This window comes from Pseudomonas morbosilactucae (genome assembly GCF_023241715.1).
GTDB classification, from domain to species: Bacteria; Pseudomonadota; Gammaproteobacteria; order Pseudomonadales; family Pseudomonadaceae; genus Aquipseudomonas; species Aquipseudomonas morbosilactucae.
Map to the genome: position 1 here is coordinate 42,382 of NZ_JALQCW010000004.1, position 15,964 is coordinate 58,345.

15 protein-coding genes and 2 pseudogenes are annotated in these 15,964 nt (G+C 55.4%); 13 read left to right on the forward strand and 4 right to left on the reverse strand.

Annotation, left to right across the window (positions count from 1 at the left end):
* Positions 1-52: 52 nt before the first annotated feature.
* The gene (locus tag M1B34_RS01500) at positions 53-442 is read right to left on the reverse strand and encodes a winged helix-turn-helix transcriptional regulator (protein ID WP_268264256.1); all 390 of its coding nucleotides are present in this window, start codon (positions 440-442) and stop codon (positions 53-55) included.
* Positions 443-544: 102 nt separating this feature from the next.
* Between M1B34_RS01500 and M1B34_RS01505 the strand changes: the two genes are divergently transcribed.
* Positions 545-1,663 (forward strand): NADH:flavin oxidoreductase, encoded by a 1,119-nt coding sequence (locus M1B34_RS01505; RefSeq protein WP_268264257.1) that lies wholly within the window; start codon positions 545-547, stop codon positions 1,661-1,663.
* A gap of 514 nt (positions 1,664-2,177) precedes the next feature.
* Entirely contained in the window at positions 2,178-2,951 is a 774-nt protein-coding gene (locus M1B34_RS01510) for a YkgJ family cysteine cluster protein (protein ID WP_268264258.1), read from the forward strand.
* A 336-nt stretch (positions 2,952-3,287) separates the two neighbouring features.
* Here the strand turns inward: M1B34_RS01510 and M1B34_RS01515 are convergent, their stop codons facing one another.
* On the reverse strand, positions 3,288-3,581 hold the full coding sequence (locus M1B34_RS01515) for a hypothetical protein (protein ID WP_148053477.1): 294 nt from the start codon (positions 3,579-3,581) through the stop codon (positions 3,288-3,290).
* 111 nt (positions 3,582-3,692) lie between these two features.
* Between M1B34_RS01515 and M1B34_RS01520 the strand changes: the two genes are divergently transcribed.
* The 11 genes and pseudogenes from M1B34_RS01520 (at position 3,693) to M1B34_RS01570 (ending at position 13,700) form a co-directional block, all read left to right on the forward strand.
* Complete coding sequence (locus tag M1B34_RS01520) at positions 3,693-4,637, forward strand: fatty acid desaturase (RefSeq protein ID WP_268264259.1); 945 nt, start codon at positions 3,693-3,695, stop codon at positions 4,635-4,637.
* A gap of 30 nt (positions 4,638-4,667) precedes the next feature.
* The gene (locus tag M1B34_RS01525) at positions 4,668-5,699 is read left to right on the forward strand and encodes an ABC transporter ATP-binding protein (RefSeq protein WP_268264260.1); all 1,032 of its coding nucleotides are present in this window, start codon (positions 4,668-4,670) and stop codon (positions 5,697-5,699) included.
* Positions 5,696-6,325 carry an ABC transporter permease gene (locus M1B34_RS01530; protein WP_268264261.1) on the forward strand — a complete coding sequence of 210 codons (630 nt, stop codon included), beginning with the start codon at positions 5,696-5,698 and terminating at the stop codon, positions 6,323-6,325. The genes M1B34_RS01525 and M1B34_RS01530 overlap by 4 nt, the downstream gene beginning before the upstream one ends.
* The gene (locus M1B34_RS01535; protein ID WP_268264262.1) at positions 6,325-7,008 is read left to right on the forward strand and encodes an ABC transporter permease; all 684 of its coding nucleotides are present in this window, start codon (positions 6,325-6,327) and stop codon (positions 7,006-7,008) included. The genes M1B34_RS01530 and M1B34_RS01535 overlap by 1 nt, the downstream gene beginning before the upstream one ends.
* A gap of 49 nt (positions 7,009-7,057) precedes the next feature.
* Positions 7,058-7,963: an ABC transporter substrate-binding protein gene (locus tag M1B34_RS01540; RefSeq protein ID WP_268264263.1), complete on the forward strand. Its 906-nt coding sequence runs from the start codon at positions 7,058-7,060 to the stop codon at positions 7,961-7,963.
* Positions 7,964-7,999: 36 nt separating this feature from the next.
* On the forward strand, positions 8,000-9,328 hold the full coding sequence (locus M1B34_RS01545; RefSeq protein ID WP_268264264.1) for an LLM class flavin-dependent oxidoreductase: 1,329 nt from the start codon (positions 8,000-8,002) through the stop codon (positions 9,326-9,328).
* Between the two features lie 34 nt (positions 9,329-9,362).
* A complete protein-coding gene (locus M1B34_RS01550) occupies positions 9,363-10,145 on the forward strand; it encodes a phosphate/phosphite/phosphonate ABC transporter substrate-binding protein (protein WP_268264265.1) in 783 nt (260 codons plus the stop codon).
* A gap of 394 nt (positions 10,146-10,539) precedes the next feature.
* Positions 10,540-10,659, forward strand: a pseudogene (locus M1B34_RS01555) (tyrosine-type recombinase/integrase); the annotation flags it as partial.
* 29 nt (positions 10,660-10,688) lie between these two features.
* The gene (locus M1B34_RS01560; protein ID WP_268264373.1) at positions 10,689-11,123 is read left to right on the forward strand and encodes an MFS transporter; all 435 of its coding nucleotides are present in this window, start codon (positions 10,689-10,691) and stop codon (positions 11,121-11,123) included.
* A gap of 7 nt (positions 11,124-11,130) precedes the next feature.
* Positions 11,131-12,050: pseudogene (locus M1B34_RS01565) on the forward strand (LysR family transcriptional regulator).
* 582 nt (positions 12,051-12,632) lie between these two features.
* Entirely contained in the window at positions 12,633-13,700 is a 1,068-nt protein-coding gene (locus M1B34_RS01570; protein WP_268264267.1) for an alkene reductase, read from the forward strand.
* 206 nt (positions 13,701-13,906) lie between these two features.
* On the opposite strand, the gene M1B34_RS01575 is transcribed toward M1B34_RS01570, so the two are convergent.
* Positions 13,907-14,818 carry an NmrA family NAD(P)-binding protein gene (locus M1B34_RS01575; RefSeq protein WP_268264268.1) on the reverse strand — a complete coding sequence of 304 codons (912 nt, stop codon included), beginning with the start codon at positions 14,816-14,818 and terminating at the stop codon, positions 13,907-13,909.
* A 61-nt stretch (positions 14,819-14,879) separates the two neighbouring features.
* Positions 14,880-15,950 carry a zinc-dependent alcohol dehydrogenase family protein gene (locus M1B34_RS01580; protein WP_268264269.1) on the reverse strand — a complete coding sequence of 357 codons (1,071 nt, stop codon included), beginning with the start codon at positions 15,948-15,950 and terminating at the stop codon, positions 14,880-14,882.
* Positions 15,951-15,964 lie beyond the last annotated feature (14 nt).

Genomic DNA, 15,964 nt, shown 5'->3' on the forward strand with positions numbered 1-15,964 from the left:
CAGTAATAACTTCATCAGGCGGTTGCAGATAAACCCAGCGTCAATTAGGCACTTAATGTGGCGTTGGTAGGTTTACCTCCGCGGCCTCGTCAAACTTCAACCGGGCTGCTTCAACCTCAGGCAATTTGTCGAGTGTCCATTTATGCAATTCGCGAAATGGCTGCTGCAGTGTTCGACCAAGTTGGGTGATCTCATACTGCACCGCCACGGGCGAGAACGAAATGACCTTGCGCGAGACGAGGCCATTTCGTTCCAGCCGTCGCAGGCACTGTGTCAGTGCCTTCTGAGTGACGCCCTCCAGGCGGCGCCTGATGGCATTAAAACGGTGCGGGCCATCATCCAGCACTGCCAGTACCATCATTGACCACTTATCTGCGATCTGGTCGAACAGCGCCCGGCTTGGGCACTCCGACGAAAAACATTGCGGCTTTAATTCCAGCATCGAAGTTTCCTCATATATACCTAGGCTACTCTTGGTGCCTAATTGACATTAGGTCTACAAAATATACTTATATGGCTTCCGAAAGCAAATGGAGTCCATCCAATGTCAAACCCTGATACCCGCATTTTATTCCGTCCTTTTTCCATCGGGTCACTTGAGTTGAAAAACCGGATTGTCATGGCACCGATGACTAGGCAATTTTCGCCGGAGGGCATCCCCGGCGAAGCGAGCGCTGCATACTACCGGCGGCGCGCGGAAGGTCGTGCCGGATTAATCTTGTCAGAAGGGACCGTTATCGATCGTCCCGCTTCACGTAACGGTTCCGGTATTCCTTTTTTCCACGGTGAAGCAGCGCTGGCCGGATGGAAGAACGTGATCGATTCTGTTCACAATGTGGGTGGCCGTATGGGGCCGCAACTCTGGCACACCGGCGCAGTGCGTGACGTCAGCGGCTGGGAGCCCGATGCGCCGGTGGAAAGTCCATCTGGCCTCGATTCGCCAAACGACCCCCGCGGTGTGGCAATGAGCGAAGAGGATATTGCTGACACAGTTGCTGCATTTGCCAAGGCAGCAGCGGATGCCAAACGCCTGGGTTTCGACACCGTTGAAATCCATGGGGCTCATGGCTATTTGATCGATCAGTTTTTCTGGGCCGGCACCAATCAGCGCACCGATCGTTATGGCGGACCGACAATCAAGGAGCGTTCCCGCTTTGCCGCTGAGATCGTGTCTGCAGTTCGTCATGCCGTTGGGCCCGAGTTCCCTATCATCATGCGCGTTAGCCAATGGAAGCAGCAGGATTTTGGAGTGCGCCTCGCCGAGACGCCTGCATTAATGGAAGCGTGGCTGCTACCGTTGGTTGAGGCGGGTGTTGATGTTCTGCACTGCTCGCAGCGGCGTTTCTGGGACCCTGAGTTTCCCGAAATTGATGGTGAGAACGGGCTGAGCTGCGCGGGCTGGGCGAAGAAAGTCACTGGAGCCACAACCATCAGCGTCGGCTCGGTCGGGCTGGACAATGATGTTACTCACGCATTCGCCGGCCAGGGCTCAACCCCTGCGAGCCTGGATCGGCTCGTCGAGCGTATGGAGCGCGAAGAGTTTGATCTGATCGCAGTAGGGCGTGTTCTGCTGAGTGACAAGGACTGGGTCGCCAAAGTGGAAAAAGGCGATTACGCGGATCTGAAGGGCTTCAATCCGGCCTCTTTAGCCGAATTGGTTTGAGCCTTACAGCGGAGTGGAGAGTGTGATGCCACACAGGTTTTAGTCTCAGGGAATCAGAGGCTGAACCTCGGTTTCTGAGTTCGAGTCGTAATCCGTTGTTGAGTACAGCATGCATCGTTTCAATGACTGACTTTTTACGACCACTCAACATTCGCCAAAGTTGGATTGAATGACAGGGGGGCGGGCATCTGCGTGCAAGTCGTAGATGTCCGTTGGTTGGGTGATATGACGTCGCCACGAATGATCCGGCGCTTCTGCACGAAAGCGCCCACTGGTATGCCCGTATTGATCAATGGTCAGTTGAGCCAATTGTAAAGGTTTGCCACAACTCTCAGGACCACGCCTTAGATTAAATGCCGATGTGGCAAGGGGGACGACTGGTCATGGGAAGGTGTATCCAAGTATACCTAGTAGGAATTTAGTGCCTAATTGAAACCAGATATACACTGTATATCATTGATTTCTTTAGCCATCGCCTCCAGTTGAAAAGTAGAGGTGAGCAACAGGATCGATCATGACATCTATTAGTCAATCAGTGAGGCTCACAAAAAATAACGTCACGCGGTTTGCCTGCAACGGGTGCGGAACTTGCTGTAAAGAACGTCTTATCCCTCTAACTCTTCAAGAGACCGAGGCATGGTTAAATCGCGGTGGTAACGTCGCAGTCATACTCGAAGCTTTTGACACGTCAGTCTTCTCTTTGCCAGCGCACTACAACCACAGTGTGCAACGCGCGGTAGATGTAGCCAGTGGAGATGCACGTATCCAGGTAATAGCCATTTTTGCGGGTAACGCACTGATACAGTGTCCTAGTTTAGGAGAAGATAACCACTGCACGATCTATGAAGATCGACCACTGGTCTGTCGAATCTATCCGATGGAAATCAATCCATTTCTAATGCTGCGCCCAGAGGAAAAGGTGTGTCCACCGGAAGTCTGGGAGGTGGGAGAGGTGATATGTTCTGACCGTATAGTCGATCCTGTCTTGGAAGATCAGATTCAACACTCCCGACAGGCTGACCGCGAAGATGCCAAAGCTAAAGTTTTAGTATGCGCTGCGATGGGTATGAGTGTTGCTGCGTGGAAAGGCAACGCGCTGGCTGTTTACTTAGCCGACCGTGCGCAATTGCAACAGGCCATCAGTCTCGTTCGCGAGAGTGGCGATGTTCCGGAAAATGTGCAATGGAAAGTACGGGTCGATGATGCTGACCTTCACACGCGTCTGCATGGGGCAGGTATTGAGCTGGATCTTCGTGCAGAGACTGAATATATCTTTCACTCGATATAATAGATTTTTCTGGTTTTTAGTCCGAGTCGATGGTTGGTAAGCGTGACGTCCCCATCTAGACTTACATAAGCACCGCTTATAAGGGATGTTTTTGTTTGTAAGTGAGTTTTTGAGCTGCGCAGGGGAGAAGTTGCAATCTCTGATCTGTCCGGCTCCACTTACGTGGGCATGATCTCCATTGCCCTGATGAGTCTGATCACCGGTGTCGTCGTCATACGCGATGTCAAGAATCCCGAATCCTGAGAATACAGAACAGGAGATGCACGCTATTTGTTCGTTATTCGATTTAGGAATAAGCATAATAAAATATATTCCTTGAGCATGTTAGTCATCGTGCTACCTTGCTGTCACCGGACCGCCGGATATGTTCAATCCTATTGTTATGGTACGACTATGTCCGGCGCCCGAATCTTCCAAATCTGCCTTGAGGCTCTGTCGCATGACGGCGCCCATGCAGCGATTTATCACGCCGGCAATATCCGCATCAGTTCCTTTTCCTCCATTGCTGTTCCATTCGTGACCGGCAAACCCCTCCCTTGTCAGGCCAACAGCGAAGCCTGCAGTGCAATCAGCGAAGGCTTGGCGTTTCTTCTCTACGCCATGTGAATCATCGTTGTTGGGCACTTCCATACCGTCAGTCCAGCCAATCATCTTCCGGTAATCCCCCGTCTATGGGGTTGCAGCCTGAAGTGTGAGTGATTGGGCGTCTGTTCCGAGCTAGACCTATCACGATTGACAACAATGCCAAACTATCTGGATGAAGCTCATCGAGCTGAAATCGCTAAGCTGAGCACTACCGTAACGAGTAAAACTGAATGGCCCACTTGGCTTTTGTTAGTCGGGTTCTATCTGGCTTGGGCGTTTATTATTTTTTGTGGGAGCGTACTTGGCGAAGTACTCAGCCTCGTCCTGTTGATTCCACTGGTTGTGCTGTGGATGTCGATTCAGCATGAGCTTATCCACGGTCATCCAACGCGTTGGGCTGGCATCAATAAAGCCCTGGGATTTCTGCCGTTTGCCGTGTGGTACCCCTACGATATTTATAGGGACACCCATCTGACGCATCACAACGACGAGGTGCTGACGGTGCCGGGTCACGATCCGGAAAGTCGTTATGTCACCGGTGCTGTTTGGTTTCGCTCGCCTCGGTATATCAGAACGCTGTTGTGGGTAAACAAGACCTTGGGTGGTCGTTTGCTTATGGGCGCGCCTTTGGCGGTGATAACCCTCGTGGGCAGTGAGATCGGAGGGCTGTTTCACACCGGGCGAATCGCTTGGCGGATGTGGGTTGCTCATCTACTCAGTGTTGGCGTAGTGCTGGCCTTGGTTGAGCAATACAGCGCCATCAGCGCCATACAGTACCTATTCCTGGTGTCGCTGCCGGCCTTGTCAATTGCCATGATCAGGTCGTTTTACGAGCATCGGCCGTCAACGCTTCCGCAACACCGCACGGTTATCAATGAATCGTCGGGGCTGTTGAGTTGGCTGTTTCTCAACCTCAATCTTCACTTGGTTCATCACGATCTTCCCGGTTTGCCCTGGTTTTACTTACCCAAGGTGTATAGAGCCAGGCGTGAACAATGGATTGCGCGAAACAATGGCTATGTCATTCATGGCTACTTCCGGCTATTGCAGAAACATCTGGTCAGTCCCGTGGATTGTCCTCGCCATCCTGCTGAGCACTAACAATATGCAAGCTAATGTGGGCGTCGGAAAATGATACGTTTTGAAGCCATCAAGAAAACTCATAAAGGCAGCCCGCGAATGGCCGTGAGCGATTTGACGCTTCACGTCCGGGAGGGTGAGATCTGTGTATTTGTCGGGCCCAGTGGGTGTGGCAAAACCACCATTTTGCGCATGATCAACAGGCTGGATACCCAGGACAGTGGCCGCATCTGTGTCAACGGCGTCGCGACCGATGAACTTGACGTCGTTACGCTACGCCGCGGCATTGGTTTCATGATGCAGAGCGCAGCCTTATTTCCTCACCAGACGGTTGCCGAAAATATTGGCGCAGTCCCGCGGCTGCTGGGCTGGAGCAAACATGAAATTCGCCAGCGCGTGAGCGAACTCATCTCCCTGGTTGGGCTTCAGCCGGAATTTCTGGGCCGCTACCCTAATCAGCTGTCGGGGGGGCAGCAAAGTCGTGTCGCTCTGGCGAGGGCATTGGCCTCGGACCCACCGGTTGTATTGATGGACGAACCCTTTGCCGCGCTTGATCCGGTGATACGCGAGCGACTGCAGGATGAACTGGTTGCACTTCAGAGACGTTTGCATAAAACCATTATCCTGGTGACCCATGATATGGAGGAGGCCATCAAGATTGGTGATCGGATTGCCATCTTCGAGGGCGAAGGGAAACTTGTTCAATTCGATACACCTCACAACATTCTTGCCCATCCTGCCAGCGAATTTGTGAAGAACTTTATCGGCAAAGATCCGCTGTTAAAAAGACTTTCGCTGATGAAAGTTTCTGATCTTCCGGTGGATGAGGTCAGTTGTGAGTTCAAACTTCTACTGGATGACAAGTCCAACCCGTTGAAGTGGGTCAGTGAATCGGACGTGCCTGTTCCGGAGCTGACAACGGTGTCGAGTAACGACTCATTGCATCACGCACTGGTTAAAATTCTAACGGCTCCTATCGGTGTGGTTGTTCGCGTGGACGAGGCAGGCGGTTACGAAGGTTGCCTCTCGATTGCCAGCCTTCACAGCGCACTCAATGAGCGCAGCTTCGGAAGTGCGCAATGATTGACTGGTCCTGGATCGTTGAAAACTGGCAGCAGATCGGCCAGCTGTTAGTTGATCATATTCAACTGGTGACCTTGGGCCTGTTTATAGGGATGCTGTTAGCGGGTGCAATGGTGCTCTTGACGTTGTGGCTGCCAGGATTGGCGCGGCCGATGATTTATGTCTGCGGCATACTCTTTACCATTCCGTCCCTGGCACTGTTTATTTTGATAATGCCTTTTACCGGGTTATCCAAGACCACGGCGGTCATTGGTTTGAGCCTGTATTCCTTGCTTATTGTGTTGCAGAACACCTTGGCGGGGCTTGCGAGTAACCCTGCGGACGTATTGGAGGAAGCCCGTGCGCTCGGGTATACGCGCATGCAGAGATTCCTCGGGGTTGAACTTCCACTGGCGTTGCCTGCGTTATTGGCGGGCTTACGAACAACCTCGGTCACGTTGGTGGGGCTGGTGACTGTTACTGCCTTGATTGGACAAGGTGGATTGGGCCAGCTGTTCATTACCGGGCTGGCTCAAAGTTTCACTACACCTGTGGCAGTCAGCTTGGTCCTGACCGTAATGTTGGCGTTATGTTTTGATTTTCTGTTTTATTCAATCAATAAATGGCTGGTGCCTTGGGTGCGCTGATGAACATGATCGCGGGTGTCTACCTTTGGTTTTCTCTTCCTGATAATTGGTTGGGTGAAAACGGCATACTGACTCGGCTGGTAGAGCATATTTATTATGTGTCTTTGAGCCTGGTTATTGCTTGTGCAATAGCGTTGCCGCTCGGCGTACTCCTGGCTAACTACCGCAAAGGCGCGCAGGTGGCGATAGGGCTGTTCAATATTGGGCGAGCATTACCTTCTCTGGGTATTGTGATACTTGCAATCATGCTCATTGGCTATGAAACCAGCACGGTGATTATCGCGTTGGTGACCATGAGCATCCCGCCGATATTAACCAATACCTACGTTGGAATCGATCAGGTGGATTCATCTCTGAAGCAGGCTGCCAGATCGATGGGCATGCGCAGAGGGCAGATGTTTTTTCAGCTCGAGTTGCCGCTGGCTTTTCCGCTGATCTTTTCAGGGTTCCGATCAGCCCTGGTGCAACTTATCGCCACGGCCACCATCGCTGCTTATGCCGGCTTCGGCGGGCTGGGCAGGTTTCTTATTGATGGACTGGGCCGAAATGATACGCCGCAAATTATTGGCGGCGCACTGATGGTGTCGGCACTGGCGATTGTCAGTGAGTGGGTTTGTTCAATGATAGAAGCATTCATGGTTAGAAAATGGCGGGCGGGGAAACTCGAACTAAGCGCTACATGACCTGAGGCATTTGAAAGTGTGTATTAACTCTGCAGAGGTGCAAACCCACATGAAAAACAAACAACGTTCGAAGGCTCGCTCAGTGCACTCGGTTTCATTGTTGCTGGGGTTAGGCTTGCTGGTTGGCAGCGCGTTTGCCAGCGCGCAGTCCATCACCATTGGAGGGGCCAATTTTTCCGAGCAGACGATTCTCGCCAACATCTATGCATCAGCCTTGAAAAATCAAGGGATAGACGTCAAGACCCGACTCAATCTGGGCAACCGCCAGATCATCGCCCAGGCGCTGGAAAACGGCGATATAGACGTCGTACCCGAATACATAGGGTCACTGTTGAGTTTCTATGACGACAAGACCGCCCTGACCACCCAAAAGGAGATCCTCAGCGCTTTGCAACAGAAGTTGCCGGCGGACCTCCAGCTGCTTGAACCTTCGTCCGCAGGCTCCATTACCGCCTGGGCTGTCACCAAAAAGACCGCAGAAAAGTACAACCTGCGCACCTTGTCCGACCTGGCGCCCGTATCGGGTGATTTCACCCTGGGTGGGCCTCCCGAGGTCGCCACAGCTGCGTTAGGCCTGCCCGGGTTGAAGGCGGTCTACGGCATCAACTTCAAGAGCATCAAGTCGCTGGACATGGGCGGGCCCTTGTCGCGGCTGGCGTTGAACTCCGGCGCTATCGACGTGGCCACGGTGGTCTCCACGCAAGGCATCCTGGCGAAAGAGCCTTGGGTTGTCCTCGAGGACGACAAGCACCAACAGCCCCTGCAAAACATCACGCCACTGGGTCGCAAGGCGTTGCTGACCCCGGAAGTCACCCAGGTGCTCAACGAGGTCTCTGCAAAACTGACCGATGACGACCTCAAGCAACTCAATCGCCTGGTTGATATCGATCACAAGGACCCCGCGAAAGTCGCGGCGCAGTGGGTCGCCGAACATACCGTCAAGACGGCCCAGTGAAAATCAATGCGACGTGGGTAAGGTCGCGGAGGCGTTATGTCGAATAAAAGTATGATTTTGAATTTGTTCTTTTTTAACCCCCAGGGCGATCATCGTTTTTCCTGGCGCCACCCGCTGGCACCGACCCAAGAGATATTGACGCTGGGTTACTACGTAAAACTGGTGCAGGCGGCGGAGGCGGCGAAGTTTGATGCGGTTTTTGTTGCGGATCACGTCGCGGTCTGGGACTCCGTGGCCAGCGGGCTAAGGCACTATGCCAACGCCCGCCTTGAACCGATTACGCTGTTGTCCGCACTGGCTGCGGTTACCGAGCACATCGGGCTGATGGGCACGGCTTCGACTTCCTATAACGAGCCCTTCAACCTCGCGCGCTATTTTGCGTCGCTGGATTACCTCAGCGCAGGACGAGCCAGCTGGAATATCGTGACCTCCTGGCTGGAAGAGGAGGCCTCGAATTTCGGATTGTCAGGCGTGACGAAGCACGGTGATCGTTATCTGCGGGCCGAGGAATTCATCCACGTCGTCAAGCAGCTCTGGGACTCCTGGGAGGAGGGTGCGCTAGAGTTCGACAAGGGTACCGGCAACTTTGCCGACCCATCGAAAATTCACCCGATCAATCACAAAGGCGCACATTTCAACGTGCGTGGGCCGCTTAACGTGCCGCGTCCACCTCAAGGCCATCCGGTCCTTGCCCAGGCGGGGTCTTCTGAAGCCGGCAAAAACCTGGCCGCTGCGCATGCGGACGTGCACTTCTGTTTTATCAATTCGGTCGAAGAGGGGTTGGCGTACAGGGCCGATTTGAATCGCCGACTCGAGTTGAAGGGCAGGCATTCCAGTGATCTGAAAATTATCACCGGCGTGCTGCCGGTGGTGCTCGGGGATGAGACTGAGGAGGAGCGACGTCGGCACCTGGAGGACAGCCTGATTATCGATGCGGTGGCGATTGACCTGGTCTCCAGCTACACACGCCTGGACTTGACAGGCCTCTCGCCGGACGGCCCATTGCCAGCGTTGCCGGATGAGTCTGAGTTTGATGGCATTCGAACTGAGCTGGCGTTGCTCAAGCAGTACGACACCTCCCTGTCCATCCGCGAGATAGGGCGCCGGTTGGTCAAGAGCTCCAGCACCTGGCTATTGATCGGAACGGCGGAGCATATTGCCGACAAGCTTTCAGCGTTATACGAGTCGAATGCCGTCGATGGCTACAACCTTATGTTTCCGTTTTTGCCCACTGACTTCGAGACGTTCACCCGTGGCGTGGTGCCTCTGCTGCAAGCCAGAGGGGTGTTCCGCCAGGAATATGAACCCGGGACACTGAGGGATCGCTTGGGCTTGAAGACGCCTGCCAACCGTTTCCTGCTGTGATCAGCGGCAATCGTACCCTCTGAATGGATTTCATATGACCAGCGATCTATCCATGTACCTCGCTCCCGCCAGGGTTTTACAGGCACAGGACGCCTGGCTTGAGCGCATCCTGGAGATTCTCGGCGAGCGCCGAGGGCAAAAACAGATCGTTGAACTCGCTTCGCACTGGCTGTCCCCAGATCTGTTGTTATCCCAGACCTGCGGCTATCCATTCGTCACGTCACTGCGGGGAAAGGTGAGGCTGATAGGGCGCCCGAGCTATGAGCTTACCCATAGCTCGGGGGGGGACCATTGCAGTTTGCTGCTCTGTAGGGCTGATTCGGCCGTGACTGACCTGGCGGGTTTCCAGGGCAGCCATGGCCTGATCAACGCCCGGGATTCCAACTCAGGAATGAATTTATTGCGCCACACGCTGGCCGGGATCAGCGACCGCGGGTTTTTCTCGACACTCACCTTCACCGGATCCCACAGAGAGAGCATGCGACGGCTGAAAGAGGGCGAGGGCGATTTGGCTTCCATCGACAGCGTCACCTACGACTATCTTGCGAGAGATAACAGTGCCGAGATCGAAGGCCTCAGGATCCTGGTGCGGAGTGCGCGCAGCCCCTGCCTGCCTTACATAACCTCGATTGGTCAAACGGCTGCGGACCCCGCTTCAATCAGGCATGCAATGAACGAAGCCTTGGGCCAGCTTCCTGAGGTTTCCCGTGACCTCGCGATCAAGGAAGTCCTGCCGGCCATTGAGGCGGACTATGAGTGTCTTCTGGAATATGAGCGCAGTGCGGTCAATCGCCACTTTTCGTTTGTACAGTCCTGACGGGCCAGCCGCCCCTGGATGGGCAACTCACAAGCTAGGTCCGGAAACGGGAGCTAATACTAAACGATAGTTGCGACTTTTTGCGGGGAGTGAAATCAGATCCTTCTGGGGCTATCGTTAGCTATCGAAAATACGGCGTAAAGTATTGATTTAAAATAAAATACGTCACGGCAGCTATCGGTGACTATCGCCGGCCAGCAGAACAGGTTGGCGGTGGAACTAGCAGTAAGAACAGAGGGCCGGATTAAGACCGTCCCGTTCACTATTCAGACCTAAACCGTCTTTGACGATAAAGGTCTCCTCGGGAAAGCTTGTCTTATGCGGCTTTCCCGGCATCAGCAGGTCTCCAGGCCCCTGACGGTAAAAGCCGTCACGAAACAGGAGAAAAACCTCGATGTTTACCGACATAGCACTGTGCAATTTCAAGCCTAAGTCCAAGATTTATAAGGCTTCAGACCGTGATGGGATGTTTTTAACGGTATTGCCAACCGGTACCGTCACCTTCCGCTACGACAAGGGCTGGGCGACCTGGGCTATGGCGTGATGGCCGCCATTGGCAACATCTGGGGCGGACGCCTGACCGACCGCAGGGGGGCGGACTTCGCCGTGATGATCGTCCTGATCGGCCTGGCTGTGGTGCTGTCGGCGATCTGGGCATCGGCACCGTCGTTGCCATTGATGGTACTGCTGACGGGCCTGCTGGGTGCGTTGACCTATGCGGCGGTGCCAGCCTTGCAAGCACTGGTGATCGGACTGTCGCATATCCACGCACCGCAAGCGCCAGCAGTGGCCGCAGGTCTGAACATCGCCGGCTTCAATGGTGGTATCGCGCTGGGTCCGCTGCTGGGGGGCAGTCTGGAGAGGATGGGCCTGACGAGTACCGCCTGGGTCGGTGCGGTGGCCGTGGGGCTGGGAATTGCCTGGATGCTCTGGCAGATGCGACGTCCCGCGTTCCTGGGCGCAAGACTTCATGGATAGGTGAATGATGGAGCTTCGGCATCTTCGCTGCTTCCTGGCCGTCGCCGAAGAATTGCACTTCGCGCGAGCGGCCGAGCGATTGCACATCAAGTAGTCGCCGCTGTCGCGTGAGGTCAAGGAACTGGAAGAAGAATTGCGCGTGGCGCTGTTCGCCCGCACCATTCGCAGCACGCTGCTGACCCGCGCGGGCAAGCTATTCCTGGAACATATGCCGCGCGTCTTCGCCGCCTTGCAGCGCACTACAGCGTGAAGGAGGCCGCTAATGGCTTCCACGGCCAGTTGCGCATCGCCTTGTCCCAACGGAATCATGCCAACACGGCTAACTGCCTTGCTGGCGCTGTGCAGGCACACCGAGTCCGAGGTGGAAATTCGCCTATTTGACGTGCCTCTGGCGCAGCAGACTAAGGGCTTGCACGACGACCTGAACTACGTGGTTTTTGCCCGTGCCGATGAGGTCGGCGATGGCATCGCTGCTTTGCCTGCCTGGAACGACCCGCTAATGGTAGCCGTGCCGGCTCGACACCTGTTGCTGGCCCGCACGCGCATCCCGCTCGAAGCACTGCTGCGTTTCCGCTGGTGCTCTGTGATCAGCAGGCGTGCAAGGGCCATGCGCGGCAGGTCGAGCGCGTGCTGCGCCGCGTGGACATGGAACCGCTGGCGGCGGAGCGGGTCGTGTCGAGCGACCAGATGATGGCGCTGGTATTTGCCGGCGTCGCCCTTAGCGCTACCGCCGCTGCGCTCATTGCGGCCAGCGGAGAGCAGGGTGTCATCGAACGGGCACTGGCCGGTCGTTCGCCGATGCTCGTGACCGATCTGCGACGCTTGGATGGCGACCCCTCGGAAACACTGGGTCGCTTCATTGAGCCCATACAGGCCATCGAGTCACCGGACGACTATCCTCGCTCCCTGGAGGACTCCGAACGATGAATAAGACCCATCCCATTCAACGCTGGCAGGCGAGCTCGCTAGATATCGTTGTCTACCGATCGTAGGTCGGCCATTTCATGACCGTAGGTCAACCCGGCGCATTTTATGGAACGGCCTGAACCGGTACGCAGACGGATGCGCGGCTAGCGGGTTTCGTCAGTTCAATACGCGGGGTCTGCAACTTTGAGCTCGGGATAGCCAAACGTAGTGAACTTCGATCGTACCTATTGCCGGCTCTTTCGATCGAGAGGACAAAGGGTGCCGCCGCTGGTCATATGCGCGAGGCCATCTATCGATGGTTCAACTAACAAGCGCCAACAAGTGTTCTTAGGCAGTAGGTTTCCTAAAACCTACTAGGGCGACTCAAAGTACCTAATAGACACTAGGTTTATTCCATATACCATAATGATGGTCCTCACTTTCGAGGCGAGCGGTCCGAGCCGTCACCTTCGTTTGTTGCTCTTGTCGGCAAGCTGCGATTCGCCAGTTGTTCATCCGACAGGAAGCACCTCTTCGGTGAAGCCGCGCCTGACTAAACATCAAGTGCGGACGGGACATTAATAAACGGTAGATGGAGAAAACATGGAAAAGCTGAAGCTTTTGACCCCCTTGAGCAATATAGAGCTCACCTTCAAGAATCGGGTATTCATGGCGCCGATGACCAGAGGTCGATCCAAGGATCAGATCGCCAACGAATTGACTGCGACGTATTACGCGCAGCGCGCAACAGCAGGACTAATTTTCACGGAGGGCACCCAGATCAGCGCCCAGGCGGTCGGCTGGACGAATACCCCAGGTATCTATACTCCCGAGCAAATTGCGGGGTGGAAGAAGGTAACCCGGGCAGTGCATGACGCGGGCGGTCTGATTTTTGCGCAACTTTGGCATACAGGGAGAGCATCTCACCCGGATTTCCATGGTGGAGAACTGCCGGTGGCGCCATCGGCAGTCCCCTTCAATAGCCAAGCGTTCACGCCAGAAGGCATCAAGCCTTCTGTGACCCCGCGCGAAATGACCCTTGATGAAATCAATGCCACCATCGCAGCCTATGAAAAGGCTGCGCAGGCTGCAAAGGATGCGGGCTTTGATGGCGTTGAGGTTCACGGAGCCAATGGTTACCTGCCTGCGCAGTTTCTGGAAGATGGTTCAAACAAGCGAACCGACGAGTATGGTGGCACTGTAGAAAAGCGGGCTCGGTTCCTGCTGGAGGCTACCGATGCTGCAATAAAGGTCTTCGGGTCGGCCCGAGTCTCGGTCAGGCTGTCACCACGCATTCCGTACAACGACATGGGCGACTCTGATCTCGAGCAGACCTATATGTACGCGGTAGATGCACTGGAAAAGAAAAACGTTGGCATTCTGCATTTCATGGAGTCTGCAGCCCTGCCGGAAGGTGCTAAACCTCTGGCACCAGGCGCTCGCAAGCGATTCTCAGGGATTTTCGTGTTGAATGTTGGCTACGACCGGGAGTCTGCGGAACAGGTGCTGGAAAGTGGCTTGGCTGATGCAGTCACATTCGGCACGCTGTTTATCAGTAACCCTGACCTGCCTGAACGCTTCCGCCAAGGTGCTCCACTGACAATACCGGATGCTTCCAAGTACTACAGCGGTGCAGAAGAAGGCTATACAGACTATCCGCTGATGGCGTAATCAGTCCTAGTCGAAGCGCACTGGCTGAAGTCCAGATATTGACCTGAACCGGGTCGCTCCGTCACTCGCCGTGCCCTCTGAGCACGGCGTTTTTATTTGGGTAATTTCATGGCCTAACATCTAGCCGCCGTTGGACGTAGACGCTGCCCGGGACCGGTGGGTTGGTCCCAGGCGGCACCTTGCACGGATGGGCGGGCTGCTCGATGTCACCGTTTTTGGAACGCAGTGATGTTCTCGCTCAACCAGGCATTGACCGATCGCGGCGCCTTGCCAGTCAGGTCGGTCACAGTGTTGGTCGTTTCGGCAAGCACCGATTCTCTGAACAATCGATCGATCCCAAGCAAGACATCGGCCGTCAGTTCGCTGACCCCTGAACCGATCAATATCTCTCGGTGATTCTCAGGGGGTCGATGCTGATAAACAATCGTTTTGCCCAACAGTCGCGAGAGTTCGTCAGCAACCTCCATCATGCTGACCGTCGCCGGACCCGTCAGATGGTAGGCCCGCTGGGAGTCAATGTGAGCAACATCGAGTAGTGCAATGCGTGCTGCTTCGGCTACATCCCGCGTGTCGATCAGGTTGACTCGGCCGTTACCCGCAGCGCCCCCCCATGAGCCCTCGGCAACCGCAGCGCCGGCCCGGGCCAAGATGTCAACGAAGGATGATGGGCGTAAAAGGGAATAGCCGATATCCTGCCGGGCAAGGTGCGCTTCCACCTCCATGTGCCAGTCGAAAGGATGCAGTCTTGATGCAGGCCCCATCACCGACAATTTGACGATATGCCTCACGCCCGCAGCGACTGCCGCATCGATCAAGGCAATCTCGTGAGCAGCTTGCTGTGCTGATGTGCCATGCGCTAGGAAGAGACGGTCCGCACCACCAAGTGCCGCCAGCAATGACGACGGGTCGGCAAAATCGACGCCCACCAAAGTGACACCATTCGGAAATCGTCCTGTGTCAGGGTTCCGGGTCAGTGCCACGATCTCCACCGGGTCATTGCGCAAACTTGACACCAGCACGGCGCCGACGCGGCCGCTCGCTCCGGCAATCGCGATCCGCGGAATTTCTCCGGCCAGTTGCTCATGAATAGATTTGCCGTTATTTCCCATCGTCTTCATTCCATAGTCTTCCATCCCGAAGTGACGACATTGTGCTGAACACAGCGCGCACCTGACGGGATCAATAGTCGATAATTATCTTCAGTGCTTTCTCGGCGGCCGCATGCTTGAAAACGTCGTAGGCCTTTTCAATCTCGCCGAAGTCGAATCGATGTGTCGCCATCTTCTCGACTGCTAGCTTGCCGGAGCAACACGACTTCAACAGCATGCCGGTGGTGTTGGCGTTCACAAGCCCTGTTGTGATGGTCAGGTTGCGAATCCAGAGTTTTTCGATGGCGAAGCTCACCGGGTTGCCATGCACACCGACGTTGGCCAGGTGGCCGCCTTCCTTGACCACGTGCTGGCAGATGTTCCAGGTCGGCTCTATACCCACCGCTTCGATCGCGCAGTCCACGCCTCGGCCATCGGTCAGCGCCAAGATCTGCGCGATGGCATCTTCTCTGGAGGAATTGACGACGTGGGTGGCCCCCAGTTCCCTGGCCAGTGCCAGGCGGTTGTCGTCCATGTCGATCATGATGATCTGGCTGGGGGAGTAAAGCTGTGCCGTCAACAGGCAGCCCATGCCGACCGGCCCGGCGCCTACGATCGCCACGGTGTCCCCGGGCTTGACGTCGCCGTTCTGCACCCCTATCTCGTGCGCGGTGGGTAGCGCATCTGACAGCAGCACGGCCGCGTCTTCGTTGAGCCCCTCGGGCAACAGGTACAGCGAGTTGTCGGCGAACGGCGTGCGCACGTAGTCGGCCTGGGTGCCGTCGATCATGTAGCCCATGATCCAGCCGCCGCCATTGCGGCAATGGGAGTAGAGCTGTTTCTGGCAGTTCTCGCAGGTGCCGCATCGGCTGATGCAGGAAATGATGACCTTGTCGCCCGGCTTGAAGTTCTTGACCGAATCGCCGACGGACTCGACGATGCCGATGCCCTCGTGGCCGAGGATGCGGCCGTTGAATATACCGTCGCGGTCCTGGGCGATCTGCTCGATCTCGGGGTTCTTGCCTTTCCAGATGCCCAGGTCAGTGCCGCAGATCGTCGTCTTGCTCATGCGGATGACAGCATCCGTGGCCTCGATGATGTCCGGCTTAGGGCGTTCTTCGACGCGAATGTCATCGGCACCGTAATAAACCATTGCTCTCATGGGGTGCTTCCTCT